Origin of the sequence: Lacisediminimonas sp. (assembly GCF_030645335.1) — a bacterium.
GTDB lineage: Bacteria > Pseudomonadota > Gammaproteobacteria > Burkholderiales > Burkholderiaceae_D > Lacisediminimonas.
In genome coordinates this window covers 1-13,075 of record NZ_JAUSNH010000114.1, presented here as the reverse complement: position 1 = coordinate 13,075, position 13,075 = coordinate 1, and the positions used below count along the sequence as shown (strand labels likewise).

The window sequence follows — 13,075 nt, the reverse complement described above, 5'->3', positions numbered from 1 at the left end:
CGGCGAATCGGAACCGGCTAGTTGCTGTTCGTGACCGGTCCGCCGGTCACGCGCGGATCTCTCCAGATCGGATGGGCAGGACCAATCGCGTTGCCGCGCAAATCCAGAAGCCGGATCGTGTCGTTGGTGGCGAGCAATATCACCAGCTTACTGGCGTCACCGTCAGTGAGATTGCACCCCGGTAGATGCAAGTTCTCGACCGAAGAATTGACCGCCAGTGCCGCCGCGATTCGCGCGCATCGCTGGCCGGAAAGTGTCGTGTCAGAGATTGACAGCGCCACCAGCGAGGTCGTTCTTTTCAGGTAACTGACCATCTTTGGCAACAACCAAGTGGCCTTGTGGTCGCCCCGGAATGCCTGGCCAAATTTAGTAAACCCCAGGTGCAAGCTGGCCAGGGCATTGAGCATGCCCGGGTTCTCCGCAAGTGACTCGACAACGATCCACGCGCCCGGGTCAGATGCCTTCGCCCCGACGTAGCGAAACTGTATGTCAGGCAACGCGCGCTGTTCACTGTTGGCGGTATTTGCAGCGAGCGATAATTGATCGATGATTTTCTGTATTGCCTGGCTGGCGAGTCCAGCGCCGCGCGAATTCGATTGCGGTGAAATATCGACCACCAGCGTATTCAACTTGCGATCGTTGAACACAACGCCCACCGCGTCAAAGTGACCGGCAATTTGATTCCACTTCGGCCGCATTCCCAGATTCAGGTAAAGGCTGCTGTATTCATCGACCAGGGCTTGCAAGCGCTTTTCCACCACGTCCTTGCCGGGATTGAATAGCTTTAGTACGAAGTCAATACTCCTGGGAACCGCATACCGGGTTGCATAAAGACTGGCAGTGGAGAGCCGGTCCTGGTTGAGCAGGCCGATCACCTCGGCATGGTGGGACTTGCTGAACGATGACCACCAGCGCAGGTTCATCGCAGTCTTCAAGGGGTCGTTGGAAATGAGGTTCCGCTCCACGAACAAGCTGCCAACATCCGGCAGGTCATCGAACAAGTGGCTTCTCACCTTGACTGTTTGCACCAGTGGCGCGGCGGGTTTCTGGCTGCCAGGCTGAGCCTTGCGGGACGATGCACCAGTGAGCTCTTCCGCCTCGGACTCGCTTGAACAGACGATACTGTCGCTGTCGGATTCGGCATTGGATTGGATTTGCCGTCTGGAGGACGAGGCATTTTGATGGCTTACCGCGTTGGAATACATAGGGGGTCCTTGTTCTATTGGGAGAGATTGATCGGCATCTGGCGCACCACAAGGCCGATTAACGAACGACGACCCTCGGTAACCCAGCCATTAGTTCGGTTCCCGCACGAATGTATTGTTGATGGCCCCCAAGCAAGGGCGAAAAAATGACTCCGGCGGTGTTGGCGGAGAGGGCGACTTTTCTATCGCAGGATGGCCACGGCAAAAGACTGTGGCTGAGACGGGGCGAGGGGAAACTTGCGCTGGAAGCGCGCAGGCCGGGACGCTTGCCCCGGCCTGCCAGTAGTCTATGACGCCACCAGCACGGACGTCAGCGGACCGGAACCTGGCCAAAAGCTGGCCAGGTTCCGAGTCAATCTCAGTTCAGCTTGACGTTGGCGTCGCGTATGACGGTTCCCCATTTGATGGTGTCTTCCTTCATCCGGGCGCGCATTCCCTCGGACGTTCCGCCCATTGGCGCCAGGCCCAGTCCCAGCAGGCGCTGGCGGACATCGGGCATTTGCAGGATCTGGTTCACCTTTTCGTTGAGCAGCGCCACCACGTTGTCAGGCGTGGCCGCCGGCGCCATCAGCACGAACCAGCTGGAAAGGTCGGAATCGGGAAGGCCTGCTTCCTTGAAAGTCGGGATATCAGGCAAGGCCGGAAAACGCTTGGGAGCGCCAATGGCCAGGATGCGTACCCGCTTGCTCTGCATGTGCGGCAAGGCCGGGCCATAGTTCTCCATGCTGAAATCGACCTCGCCCTGGGCCAGTGCCGTGGCTGCAGGCCCGCTACCCTTGTGGGGAATGTGGGTGGCGCGGAAGCCGGCGTTCGACTTCAGCCACTCCGAAGCCAATTGCAGGGTGCTGCCAGCGCCGGCCGACGAAAAATTCATCGCGCCATTGGCCGCCTTTGCCGCTGCCACGAATTCACGGGCATCGGTGGCCGTGGATTTCGGCCCTACTGCCAGGAATACCGGCACGTCCACCACACCGACCACAGGCCGCAGGTCGCGCTCGGCGTCATAAGGCGTCTTGTAAAAATGCGGATTATTGACCACGGAGGTCGTGCCCAGCAACAGCGTATAGCCGTCGGGCTTTGCATTGACGACGTAGCCGGTGCCGATCTGTGAATTGGCGCCGGCCTTGTTGTCGACAATGACGGTCTGCTTGAGCGACTCGGTGAGCTTTTCGGCGATCACCCTTGCGGTGATGTCAGCGCCGCCGCCTGCAGCGAACGGCACCACGATGGTAATGCGACCAGCGGGATATTGCTGCGCCTGGGCGGGGCCAGTTCCAACTACCGCACAAGTGACCAGTGCCGCCGCCAGGAATTTCAAGACCAACCGATGATGCGTGCGCGATGTTGCCGTCATGCCTGTCCTCCGTGAGTGGTTTCAACAAGGGTACAAACCTAAAGCCGGGAAACGCAAAATCATCAGTTGCGAGCATCATAGCTTGCAAGTTCGGATTTGCACAGATGTGCGAATTCCGGGCAGTCGCCGTCCAGCACGGCGCGCCACCGACGCTATAGCCCGGAAGCGCGTTCACTTTCCAGATTATTAGAAGGTAGAATGGGTAATAAATTTCCGCATGGAAACTTTAAGCGTAGACTGGGTCATTAATTGCCTCCGGGCAACCTTCCAATGGCTGGCGCATCATGGCATCACCTTACTCAAGCTCACTCTCGGTGTGGCTGCTGCTGGCAGCACTTCTGCCCGGCCTTGCCTGGGCCAAGGATGTGCAGACCACGCAAGGGCAGGACGAGCGGACACTTTGCCTGTCCGCGTTGCCGAATCCGGACATCCAGGTCAGCGCCGATACCTCGCAACAGCCATCGATGCACCTGGCGCCATCGGCAACCATTCCCCTGTTGGTTGGGAAAGACCAGGTTCATGGCGTCTACCTGGGATTGACGCGCGCAGCCTTCCAGTTGACGGTGCGGATCAGTGCCAGGGAAATGGCATTGCCCGGTAACCGCGTATGCACCAGCCCTATTGTCCAGATAGCGCTGTCGTTCAGCCAGATCGATGTGACGACTGCCAGCGAACTGGCGCTGGACCGGTGTGCGCATGAGTTCGTGAGCAGCCATGAATTGATGCATGTTCACTTCCATAAAGAGGCACTGAACAATACCGCCGCCAGCTTGCAAGCAGAATTGCGCAAGCAATATCCGCCGGATTTCCGGAAAATCGAATCACGCGCTTCACTGCAAGTGAAGCAGGAAGACGCCAGCCAGCTGACTGCCTGGCGGGCGCGTGAACTGTTCAGCCGTCTCAATACGATGCACGCACAACTTGACAGCCCGGCTGAGTACGCCAAAGCGTTTGACGTGTGCGGTGGAGTAATTGCCAGGTTGCTTCCGATCAGGACCAGATCAGGCGCCAAGCTTGCCCAGGGTACAGTCGAGTAGTCGCGCCCCTGACGCTGCCGCCTTCAAGTTGCGGATGGCCACCGCGGAGCCAGGAAGCAAGGCCAGCCGGTGATGCCGCGACAAACCGGCGACAGCAAACCAGTAGTTTCCTGCCTGTTCCTGCACGGGATACAGGTTTGCGATTTAATATCCAGTCTCCGCCACCCCGCGCAGCCAGCGATCCCATCCATGACAAAGCTCACCGTTCACCATATTCCCGTCTGCCCATTTTCCCAGCGACTGGAAATACTGTTGGCATTGAAAGGTTTACGCAGCGAAGTTGACTTCCAGGTGGTGGACATTACCCGGCCACGCAGCGAAGACCTGCTGCGGAAAACCCGCGGCACGACCGCTTTGCCGGTTCTGGAAACAGCGGATGGACACATCATCAAGGAGAGCCTGGTCATACTGCAGTATCTGGAGGACATTTATCCGGAGCCCGCCGTCGCCCAGCACGATCCCTACCGCCGGGCAGTCGAGAACATGCTGACAAGAATGGAAGGCGAGTTCGCCATGCAGGGCTACACGTTCGTGATGAACCAGGATCCTGCCCGGCGCGATGCGCTGCGCGACGGCATACTCAAGCTGTACGCGAAACTGAATGACTTCCTGGTTGAGCACGCACCGACAGGCCCGTTCCTGTTCGAACAATTCGGCTGGGCAGAGGCTGTTTTCACACCGCTGTTCATGCGTTTCTGGTTCCTTGATTACTACGAGGATTTCGCCCTGCCCCAGGATGAGCAATATGCGCGGGTACGGGCTTGGCGCGACGCCTGCCTGGCCCATCCGGCAGCAGCACAGGTCACAGCCGAACAGATCGTAAAGCTGTATTACGACTACGCCAAGGGTGCCGGCAACGGCGCATTGCTAGCGGGCCGCCAGCGATCGTCCTTCACGTTCGACAGCGACTGGCGCACCCGCCCGTGGCCGCCCAAGGACAAGTACCACCATAGCGCAACGGACGAAGAACTGGGCTTGTGACCGCTTCAGGTAATATCGTTGCAGTCATTGTCGGAACGCCATGCACGAAGCCCGTTTCCGACAAACGCCTGTCATGGATAACGCTACCGGGAACCCATATGAACCAACAGCAGAAAGCCGCAGCCTTCAAGAACTTGCATCTGCAGGATGGCATCTTCCTGATGCCCAATGCATGGAACGCCGGCAGCGCCTGCCTGTTGGCCGAAGGCGGGTTTTCGGCATTGGGCACCACCAGCGCCGGCGTCGCCGCCTCAATGGGCCTGGCGGATTACGAGGGCAATGTCAGTCGCGAGCTGATGCTGGAATCGGTGCGCGCCATCGTCGATGCGGTCGACCTTCCGGTCAACGCCGACCTTGAATCGGGCTATGGCGAATCGGCCGAGCAAGTCGGCGAAACGACGGCGCTGGCGATCGCCGCCGGCGCCGTCGGCGGCAATATCGAAGACTATGCCGGCGTCGCGGCGAATCAATCGCCCCTCTTCGCGCGCGCCGTCGCCGTCGAGCGCATCCGGGCGGCGCGCAAGGCGGCCGACGCCTGCGGCATCCCGTTCACGCTGACTGCCCGTACCGATTGTTTCATGGTGCCAATGGCGGACCCATTTGCCGAAGCGGTGGAACGGGCAAACCTGTTCGTCGAAGCCGGCGCTGACTGCCTGTTCATTCCCGGCGCCAAAGATATCGGGACAATTGAACGGCTGGTGCGCGAACTCAACGGCCCCTTGACAGTGGTAATGGGATTTTCCGGACCCACGATGACGGTGGCAGACCTGCAATCGGTCGGTGTGCGGCGCATCAGCATCGGCGGCAGCCTTGCGCGCGCCACCTTTGGCCTGATTCGCCGGGCGGCGACAGAAATGGCGCAACACGGCACATTTTCATTTGCCAACGACGCGATACCGGACCCGGAGCTGCGCAAATTCTTCACGGCCGTCAGGGCCCGATAGAGCGCGTCGCCCGCACAGCGCGGGCGCTGGCAGCGCAGGTCAGCCCATCAGGAAGCTGCCGATTTTTTCGTTGAGCGCCAGCGCCGCGTCCTGGTCTGCACTGCTCGCCATCAGATGGCCCCAGTCAGAATCAATCACCTGCAGCGTGCAATCGGCGATATGGCTGGCCGCTTCTTGCGCCGACTCGGCGGGATTATAGAGGTCCAGCGCGGCCGCCACGATCATCGTGCTGGCACGGATCGAGGCCAGCGCGCGCGCCGTATCGCCATCAAAACCGGGCGTGGTGCCGACGTCATGCGCATCGTAGGCCCATGACTGATAAATCCAGTCGACCGGATCGAACCCCTGCGCGCGCCACCAGCTTGAACGCTCCCTGATCCATGCCAGGCATGCCGTGGCGTCGCCGAATTCCCGCGCCAGCTGGGCCGGCGTACGCATGGCCAGCAATTGCATGATCGGCGTCCAGCCATCCCATATGTCGGATGGCCAGTCACGGCCAGCGTCCCGCTCGTGCATGCGCCCCAGCAAGGCCTGGCGCGCGGCCTCATTGATTGCCGCCGCCCAGGGCGCTGTTTTCGCCATCGGCGTCAGCGCCACGATCTTGCGCATTGCCGCCGGATATTGCACACCCCATTGCAATGCCTGCATGCCCCCCATCGACGCCCCGATCACGACATCGACTTCGCCGATTCCCAATGCATCGAGCAACAGCTTCTGGCTGCGCACCATGTCACGGATCGTGAACCGCGGGAAATGCATGCCGGCTTGATGGCTGCTGTTGGAAGGCGACGTCGTCAGGCCGTTACCGACGGCGTCGATCGCAAAGATGCGATGCCGGCGCGGATCGAGCGCACGATCCGCACCGATCAGGAAATCCAGCCGATGATGCACGCTGCCAATCGCGCACAGCGCAACAGCAACCGGCAAGCTGGCGTCCGGCGTGCCATCCACAGCGTGGCCATGCAAGGCATAAGACACCGAAAAATCCTTGATCACCGCCCCCGACTCCAGCGTGAAATCGCCCAGCGCGAGTCGATGGTGCGGTGCGTCCAGCCAGCCCGCCTGGTGCGGCGGATGAAAGTTCAATGAGGGCATGATGGGTCTAGTGCTTGACAAGGCCAGAGTGCGGCGTTAGCTTCGAGGATGTATGTAATGTACTACTGATATTTCAGTTGTGCGAGCCACTCTAACCCGAATCCTTGGCCAATCCCATGTCTAAATTGCTGACGTCCGAACAGACGGAACACTACAAAACCCAAGGCTACATCACCCCGATCCGCGTGATGTCGGCCGCCCAAGCCAACGCCATCCGACAGAACCTGGAGGAGTATGAGAGCCAGAACGGCGGCCCGCTAAAAGGCGCATTGCGCCACAAGACGCACCTGCTGTTCAAGAGCCTCAACGACCTGGTGCGGCATGAAAAAATCCTCGACGCCATCGAAGACCTGTACGGCGAGAACCTGCTGTGCTGGACGACCAATTTTTTCATCAAGGAAGCCAATGACGCCAAGTTCGTGTCCTGGCACCAGGATTCCACCTACTGGGGCCTGTCGCGGCCGGATGTGGTGACGGCCTGGGTGGCGCTGTCGGAGAGCAATGAGTCCAACGGCGCCATGCAGGTGATTCCCGGTACGCACCTGGTGGACCAGATTCCGCATCGCGATACCTTCTCTGAAAACAACTTGCTCACCCGTGGTCAGGAAGTCGCCGTCGACGTCGATCCGGCGCAAGCGGTACTGGTCAACCTGGAGCCGGGCGAAATGTCGCTGCACCATGTACGACTGATCCACGGTTCGCCGCCCAATACGTCGTCAAAGCGCCGGATCGGTTTTGCGATCCGCTATATACCGACTTCGGTGCGCCAGGTCGAAGGCGCGGACAGCGCCACGCTGGTACGCGGGGTCGACACCTTCAACACCTTCGAGCATGAACCGCAACCCATGCGCGATTTCGATCCCGCGTTCGTTGCCATGCATGCCGCGTTTGCCGAGCGCACCGCTGCCATCCTGTACAAGGGCACGGGCGTGGCCAGTTACGACGAGGGTACCGACAAGCTCAGGGGCGCAAAAGTCCAGTGAACTTCAACGCTGCTGTCCTGACCCATGCCGGCGCTGCGCTGGCGATTGAACAATTGCATACCGCTAACCTGGGCGATGCCGATGTGCTGGTGCGCATCGTTGCCACCGCCTTGTGCCATACCGACCTGGAAGCGGTGGAAGGCCAACTCGGGGCGCCGTTTCCGCTGGTGCCCGGCCATGAAGCCGCCGGCATCGTCGAATGGGTCGGCAAATCGGTACGCAAGCGAGCCGTGGGTGACCACGTCATCATTTCCTGGAACCCGCACTGCAACCATTGCTTTTACTGCGACAAGCATCAACCGATCCTGTGCCAGCAGTACCGCGACAACGCTGCCCGCTCGCTGCATTTTGACGGCAAGCCGCGCTTGTTCCTCGGTGAGCAGCCGGTGCATCAGTTGATGTATGCCGGTACCTTTGCCGAAATGGCGGTAGTGACCGAAGACTGCGCAGTGGCCATTCCCGACGCCATGCCGCTCGACCTGGCCTGCCTGATCGGCTGCGGCGTGATGACGGGGGTAGGTGCGGCGCTCAATATCGCCAAAGTGGAAGCCGGCAGCAGCGCCAGCGTGATCGGTTGCGGCGCGGTCGGCCTGTCGGCGATACAGGGCGCCAAGCTGGCCGCTGCCGGCATCATCATCGCGATAGACCGCGACCCGGTGAAGCTGGCGCTGGCACGCACCTTCGGCGCCACCCATACCTTGCTGGCCAACGATGATCTGGTCGCCGCCCATGCGGCGCTGACCTCGGGTCGTGGCGCCGATTATGTGTTTGAAGCCGCCGGCAACCAGGCCGCATTCCGCGCCAGCATGGAAATCGTGCGACCGGGCGGACAGGTGGTCTGGCTCGGCAAGGTCCCGGTGAACCAGGAGGTGGCGTTTCGCTGGGGATCCCTGATGGGCGAAAAGAAAATCGTCCGCTCAAGCTATGGCGGGACCGATCCTGCAAAAGATTTCCCGTTCCTGGTCAAGGCATACCAGGACGGTCGCTTGCTGCTGGATGAATATGTCACCAGCCGGATCCGGCTGGAAGACATCAACACCGGACTGGAACGGCTCAAAAAGGGGCTGGAAATCCGTTCCGTGATCCAGTTCTAGGCGCCGATGATGCGGCTCACCATGTCGTTGCTGCGCGCCTGGGCAACGCTGCCCTCGAACACGATCTCGCCGCGCTCGATCACGTACACCTTGTCCGCATAATCGGGGATGTGATAGCCGTTGGATTCGGCCATCAGTACTGCCCGCCCCAGCTTGCGGATGGACGCGATCCCTTCGCTGATGGTCGGGATCACGGCCGGTGACAGGCCTTCGAACGGCTCGTCAAGCAACAGCAATTGCGGATCCATCGCAACGGCGCGCGCAATCGACAGCATCTTGCGTTCACCGCCTGAAAGATGGGTGCCGCTGCGTTCGCGATAGCGTTCCAGCTTCGGGAAAATATGGTATGCCAGGTCGATCCGTTCCTGCGCCGAGCGCCCGGTCTTGATCGTGTCGGTCGGCAATGCGATGTTCTCGGCAACCGTCAGGTCGCCGAACACTTCGCTTTCTTCAGGCGAGAATGCGATCCCGCGGCGCGCAATCTGATGCGTCTTCATGCCAACGATCGACTCACCCTTCCATTCGATGCTGCCGGACTTCGGTTGCACGTAGCCCATGATGCTGCGAAATGTCGTGGTCTTGCCGGCGCCGTTGCGACCCACCAGGCACACCAGCTCGCCCGGCGAAACCGCGAGGCTGATATCGCGCAGGATCGTGCTGTTCTGTATTTCGACGTTGACTGACTTGAGGGTTAGCATAGGTTCGCGATTCAAGATTCAGGATTCAGGGCTCAAGCGCCAAGTTCAACCGGCGGCTTGCCGACGATGGCGGCGGCCAGGTGCGGGTCGGCAAAAAATTCCTTGGGCGGCAGGTCGGCCAGCACCCGCCCTTCAGTCAGGGCAATGATGCGGGTTGAATATTCGGAGACCAGGTCCATGTCGTGCTCGACCAGCAGCATGGTCTTGATGCCGGCCTTCTTGGCCGCATCCATCAGGGTATCCATCAGTGGGCGCTTGTCGGAAGTGGAAATGCCGCTGGTCGGCTCGTCCAGCAGGATCAGCTGCGGATTGAGTGCAAAGGCACTCGCAATATCGAGCAGCTTTTTCTCGCCCTGCGACAAATAGGACGCCAGCCAGTCAAGCCGGTTTTGCAAACCGAATATCCGGGCAACCTCCTCCACCCGCTGGCGCACCGGCTCGATGGTGCTGGCGTTGCGCCAGAAATCCAGGTTGCGGTTCTGTTGCGATATGACGGCCGAGGCAATTGCCTCGGACACTGTCAGTTCCGGAAAGATATGGACCAACTGGAACGCGCGCGCCATGCCCAGCTTGGCCAGGCGCACCGGCCCGACTCCCGCGATCGAGGTGCCGCGGAACAGCACATCGCCATGCGTTGGCTTGAGCAATCCGGTCAGCAGATTGACCAGCGTTGTTTTGCCGGCGCCGTTCGGACCGACGATCGCCACCACCTCGCCTTCGCGAAAGCTCAGGCTGACTTCCTGCAATGCCCGGTAATCACCATAATGCTTGGAGACGTTCCGGGTTTCGAGAATGATACTCATCGCTCCACCTCTGGCTTGGAGTTTGCCGCTGTCGCGACGTTCTGTGCGCTCACCTGCGGCATGGCTGCGGCCTGGTCAGGCGTGCTTGGCCTGGCGCTCTTGCGACGTTTCAGCAGCAAGCCCATCAGTCCCTGCGGCAAGACAATCACGATCACGATCAGGATCACGCCCATGGCAAAGCGCCAGTACTGGGTCAGCGACATCATTTCATTTTGCAGGCCGATGAATACGAACGCGCCCAGGATCGGCCCGAAGAAATTGCCAAAGCCGCCGAGAATGGTCATGAACACCAGGTTGCCCGAATGAGTCCAGTACGCCAGCTCCGGATCGGCCAGCCCGACCGGAATCGCCAGCAAAGCGCCGCCGATGGCGCCGTAGACCGCCGAGATCACATACGCCATCAGGCGAAAGCCATATACGCGCACGCCAACGTACTCCGCCTTGCGCGGATTGTCGCGGATCGAGCGCAGGTGCAGCCCGAACGGCGAATGCACGATGCGCCACATGATGAATCCGAGCACCAGCAAAATGACCAGGCTGTAGAAGTAAAACGGTCCGGTCAGGTACTGGGTCTTGTCCAGGCTGGCAAACTCCATCCCGAGCAAGTGCGGACGAATGATGGGAATGCCCGAATCACCGCCGGTCAGGTCGTAAAACTTGAACAGGAAGGAATGGAACAGCATGCCAAAGGCGAGCGTGAGCATGCCGAAGAAAATCCGCACATAGCGCACGCACAGCATACCCACCGGAATGCCGACCAGCAGGCTCACGCCCACAGCGGTCAGGATCGCCAGCTCCATGCTCTTGAAGCCGTAACGCCCGGTCATGTAAGCGACCGAGTAAGCGCCCAGCGCCACGAACAACGCATGGCCGAAGGACATCAGTCCGGTGTAACCGAACAGCAGGTTGAAGCCGAGCAGGATCACACCGTAGGCCAGCGCCGGCAACATCAGCACCACATAAAACGGCGGCAGCAGGAACGGTGCGGCGATCAGGCACAGCAGCACCAGGGGCAAAATAACGCGGTAGCTTCTCATTCGATTGGCTTCCCAAATAATCCGGTTGGTCTGAAAATGAGCACCGCAATGACGATCAGATAGATCGACAGGATCTCCAGCTCGGCGTAGAAGAACACCGCGAGCGATCGGATCAGGCCGACCACCAGCGCACCGACCAGCGCACCGCGCATGCTGCCCAGGCCGCCGATCACCACCACAGCGAAGGCTTCGACCACCAGCTCCACCATCATGTCGAGCGATGCGGCAGCGGTTGGCACCACCAGTGCGCCACCGACCGTGCCCAGGATAGTGCCCAGCGTGAACACGATCACCGTCACATGGCCGGTGCTGATGCCCACCGCCTCGCTCATGTTGCGGTTCTCGGCAGTGGCGCGCACGATGCGGCCGAATTTGGTCTTCTGCAACAGCCAGCCCAGCGCAATCGCAATCGCAATACTGGCAACGATCACCAGTATCTTGTAGGTCGGTATCGAGGTCGGGCCCAGGGTCGTCTGGCCATAGATCAGCGACATGTTGCCCAGTGTCTTGGGCGTGGCGCCCCAGATGAAGCGGAAAATATCCTGCGAAAGGAGCAGCAGCGCAAACGTCAGCAGCAACTGGAAGCCTTCCTCGCGGTTATAGACGTAACGCAGTACGCGCTCGATCACCGGTCCGACGACACCCAGCAGCAAGCCGGAGCCGAGCAAAAGCGGCAGCAACCAATAACCCGGAACGCCCTGGGCCATGGCCCAGGTGACCGCCGTCACGCCGGCATAGGCGCCCAACGCATAGAACGAGCCGCAAGCCAGGTTGACGATCTTTTGAACGCCAAACACCAGTTGCAATCCACCGGCGACCAGGAACAGCACGCCAGCATGGAACAGTCCGCTCAATAAAATATCGAGAAGTGTCGACAAAATAACCCCATTGATTGAATTCTTCGCTATATCCGAAACAGCCGGCCGGCGACCGACACAAGGTCGGCGCGGCCAGCCCGGTCAAGCGTTTCAGAGTGAAATTTTCGCCGTCTCCAGCCACTTCCAGAAATCCATTCCTGGCGGCTTTTGCAACTGATCGGAGAATTTCTTTTCGACCACGCCCAGGGTCGGGAAGTCGTACTTGTTATTGTGCGTGGTGATGCCCTGGTAGAAGGTCTGTTCGGCGATATGGTCGGTGCGCATCATGCCCGGTCCGCCCAGGGAATCGACCTTGATTCCTTCGATCGAAGCCGCCACTTCTTCCATGTTCGGCCATGCGCCGCCTTTGGCCTTGACCGCCTTTTCGACGCCGCCCTTGTAGGCTTGCATGGCGAAGTAAGCGCGATCAGCCTCCCAGTGCGGGTAATCCTTGTAGCGATCCACATACATCGAGACGAACTCTTTCTGGATCGGCGACGCATTCGGCAAGTCGAAATACAGCGTGTTATGACCGAAGACCATGCCCTCTGGCGTAAAGGATTTCTTCAGCAAGGTATGCTGGAAGCCGGCCGCAGGGAACACGAACTTGGTACCGCCCGACATCAGGCCGGCGCCAAATGCGGTCTGCATGAACACTGGCAGGTCGGCAAACAGCAGCGAGCTGAAGATCAGGTCCGGCTTGGCCGCCTTCAGTGCGCCAACGTGGGACGACAGATCGAGTGTGCCGACTTTTGGCCACTGCTCGGCTACCACTTTGACATTGATGCCAAAACGCTTGAGCAGCGCCAGGAAGGCAGCCCAGTTATTGCGTCCGTAAGAGTAGTCGGGGTTGATGCCCGCGACAGTGGCGAACTTGCCCTTGAAGTGCTTGATCGCAACCAGCGACGCCATCACCGCTTCGCACTCGTTGTCGGTGGAGCGGAACAGGTAGCGCGGCTTTGCCATTGTCTCGCGCACGCCGTCCTG

13 protein-coding genes are annotated in these 13,075 nt (G+C 60.1%); 5 read left to right on the top strand and 8 right to left on the bottom strand.

Going from position 1 to position 13,075, the window contains the following annotated elements; all coding sequences use genetic code 11:
* Window positions 1-17: 17 nt before the first annotated feature.
* Both Q7T64_RS07960 and Q7T64_RS07955 read right to left on the bottom strand, forming a co-directional pair.
* The gene (locus Q7T64_RS07960) at window positions 18-875 is read right to left on the bottom strand and encodes a hypothetical protein (RefSeq protein WP_304793972.1); all 858 of its coding nucleotides are present in this window, start codon (window positions 873-875) and stop codon (window positions 18-20) included.
* 688 nt (window positions 876-1,563) lie between these two features.
* Entirely contained in the window at window positions 1,564-2,559 is a 996-nt protein-coding gene (locus Q7T64_RS07955; protein ID WP_304793969.1) for a tripartite tricarboxylate transporter substrate binding protein, read from the bottom strand.
* Between the two features lie 284 nt (window positions 2,560-2,843).
* Between Q7T64_RS07955 and Q7T64_RS07950 the strand changes: the two genes are divergently transcribed.
* The 3 genes from Q7T64_RS07950 to Q7T64_RS07940 all read left to right on the top strand — a co-directional run bounded on the left by Q7T64_RS07950 (window position 2,844) and on the right by Q7T64_RS07940 (window position 5,521).
* Window positions 2,844-3,596, top strand: coding sequence for a hypothetical protein (locus tag Q7T64_RS07950; RefSeq protein ID WP_304793966.1), 753 nt, complete (start codon window positions 2,844-2,846; stop codon window positions 3,594-3,596).
* A gap of 189 nt (window positions 3,597-3,785) precedes the next feature.
* Window positions 3,786-4,577 (top strand): glutathione S-transferase family protein, encoded by a 792-nt coding sequence (locus Q7T64_RS07945; RefSeq protein ID WP_304793963.1) that lies wholly within the window; start codon window positions 3,786-3,788, stop codon window positions 4,575-4,577.
* A gap of 98 nt (window positions 4,578-4,675) precedes the next feature.
* Window positions 4,676-5,521, top strand: coding sequence for an isocitrate lyase/phosphoenolpyruvate mutase family protein (locus Q7T64_RS07940; RefSeq protein WP_304793959.1), 846 nt, complete (start codon window positions 4,676-4,678; stop codon window positions 5,519-5,521).
* A 39-nt stretch (window positions 5,522-5,560) separates the two neighbouring features.
* Here the strand turns inward: Q7T64_RS07940 and Q7T64_RS07935 are convergent, their stop codons facing one another.
* Window positions 5,561-6,616, bottom strand: coding sequence for an alpha/beta fold hydrolase (locus tag Q7T64_RS07935; protein WP_304793956.1), 1,056 nt, complete (start codon window positions 6,614-6,616; stop codon window positions 5,561-5,563).
* Window positions 6,617-6,732: 116 nt separating this feature from the next.
* Between Q7T64_RS07935 and Q7T64_RS07930 the strand changes: the two genes are divergently transcribed.
* Both Q7T64_RS07930 and Q7T64_RS07925 read left to right on the top strand, forming a co-directional pair.
* Window positions 6,733-7,599: a phytanoyl-CoA dioxygenase family protein gene (locus Q7T64_RS07930; protein ID WP_304793953.1), complete on the top strand. Its 867-nt coding sequence runs from the start codon at window positions 6,733-6,735 to the stop codon at window positions 7,597-7,599.
* Complete coding sequence (locus tag Q7T64_RS07925; RefSeq protein WP_304793950.1) at window positions 7,596-8,693, top strand: zinc-binding dehydrogenase; 1,098 nt, start codon at window positions 7,596-7,598, stop codon at window positions 8,691-8,693. The genes Q7T64_RS07930 and Q7T64_RS07925 overlap by 4 nt, the downstream gene beginning before the upstream one ends.
* On the opposite strand, the gene Q7T64_RS07920 is transcribed toward Q7T64_RS07925, so the two are convergent.
* From Q7T64_RS07920 to Q7T64_RS07900, 5 genes are all read right to left on the bottom strand, one after another.
* Complete coding sequence (locus Q7T64_RS07920; protein WP_304793947.1) at window positions 8,690-9,391, bottom strand: ABC transporter ATP-binding protein; 702 nt, start codon at window positions 9,389-9,391, stop codon at window positions 8,690-8,692. The two genes, Q7T64_RS07925 and Q7T64_RS07920, sit on opposite strands and share 4 nt — an antisense overlap.
* 32 nt (window positions 9,392-9,423) lie before the next feature.
* Entirely contained in the window at window positions 9,424-10,194 is a 771-nt protein-coding gene (locus tag Q7T64_RS07915; protein ID WP_304793943.1) for an ABC transporter ATP-binding protein, read from the bottom strand.
* Window positions 10,191-11,231, bottom strand: a complete 1,041-nt coding sequence (locus Q7T64_RS07910; protein WP_304793940.1) for a branched-chain amino acid ABC transporter permease — start codon at window positions 11,229-11,231, stop codon at window positions 10,191-10,193. The genes Q7T64_RS07915 and Q7T64_RS07910 overlap by 4 nt, the downstream gene beginning before the upstream one ends.
* The gene (locus Q7T64_RS07905) at window positions 11,228-12,109 is read right to left on the bottom strand and encodes a branched-chain amino acid ABC transporter permease (RefSeq protein ID WP_304793937.1); all 882 of its coding nucleotides are present in this window, start codon (window positions 12,107-12,109) and stop codon (window positions 11,228-11,230) included. The genes Q7T64_RS07910 and Q7T64_RS07905 overlap by 4 nt, the downstream gene beginning before the upstream one ends.
* Before the next feature lie 90 nt (window positions 12,110-12,199).
* A partial coding sequence (locus tag Q7T64_RS07900; protein ID WP_304793933.1) for an ABC transporter substrate-binding protein occupies window positions 12,200-13,075 on the bottom strand: 876 nt, incomplete at its 5' end.

Excerpts from the sequence above, each read along its gene's own strand:
- Q7T64_RS07915 (WP_304793943.1), bottom strand. The coding sequence starts at position 10,194 with ATGAGTATCATTCTCGAAACCCGGAACGTCTCCAAGCATTATGGTGAT.
- Q7T64_RS07920 (WP_304793947.1), bottom strand. The coding sequence starts at position 9,391 with ATGCTAACCCTCAAGTCAGTCAACGTCGAAATACAGAACAGCACGATC.
- Q7T64_RS07935 (WP_304793956.1), bottom strand. The coding sequence starts at position 6,616 with ATGCCCTCATTGAACTTTCATCCGCCGCACCAGGCGGGCTGGCTGGAC.
- Q7T64_RS07950 (WP_304793966.1), top strand. The coding sequence starts at position 2,844 with ATGGCATCACCTTACTCAAGCTCACTCTCGGTGTGGCTGCTGCTGGCA.
- Q7T64_RS07910 (WP_304793940.1), bottom strand. The coding sequence starts at position 11,231 with ATGAGAAGCTACCGCGTTATTTTGCCCCTGGTGCTGCTGTGCCTGATC.
- Q7T64_RS07955 (WP_304793969.1), bottom strand. The coding sequence starts at position 2,559 with ATGACGGCAACATCGCGCACGCATCATCGGTTGGTCTTGAAATTCCTG.
- Q7T64_RS07930 (WP_304793953.1), top strand. The coding sequence starts at position 6,733 with ATGTCTAAATTGCTGACGTCCGAACAGACGGAACACTACAAAACCCAA.
- Q7T64_RS07945 (WP_304793963.1), top strand. The coding sequence starts at position 3,786 with ATGACAAAGCTCACCGTTCACCATATTCCCGTCTGCCCATTTTCCCAG.
- Q7T64_RS07940 (WP_304793959.1), top strand. The coding sequence starts at position 4,676 with ATGAACCAACAGCAGAAAGCCGCAGCCTTCAAGAACTTGCATCTGCAG.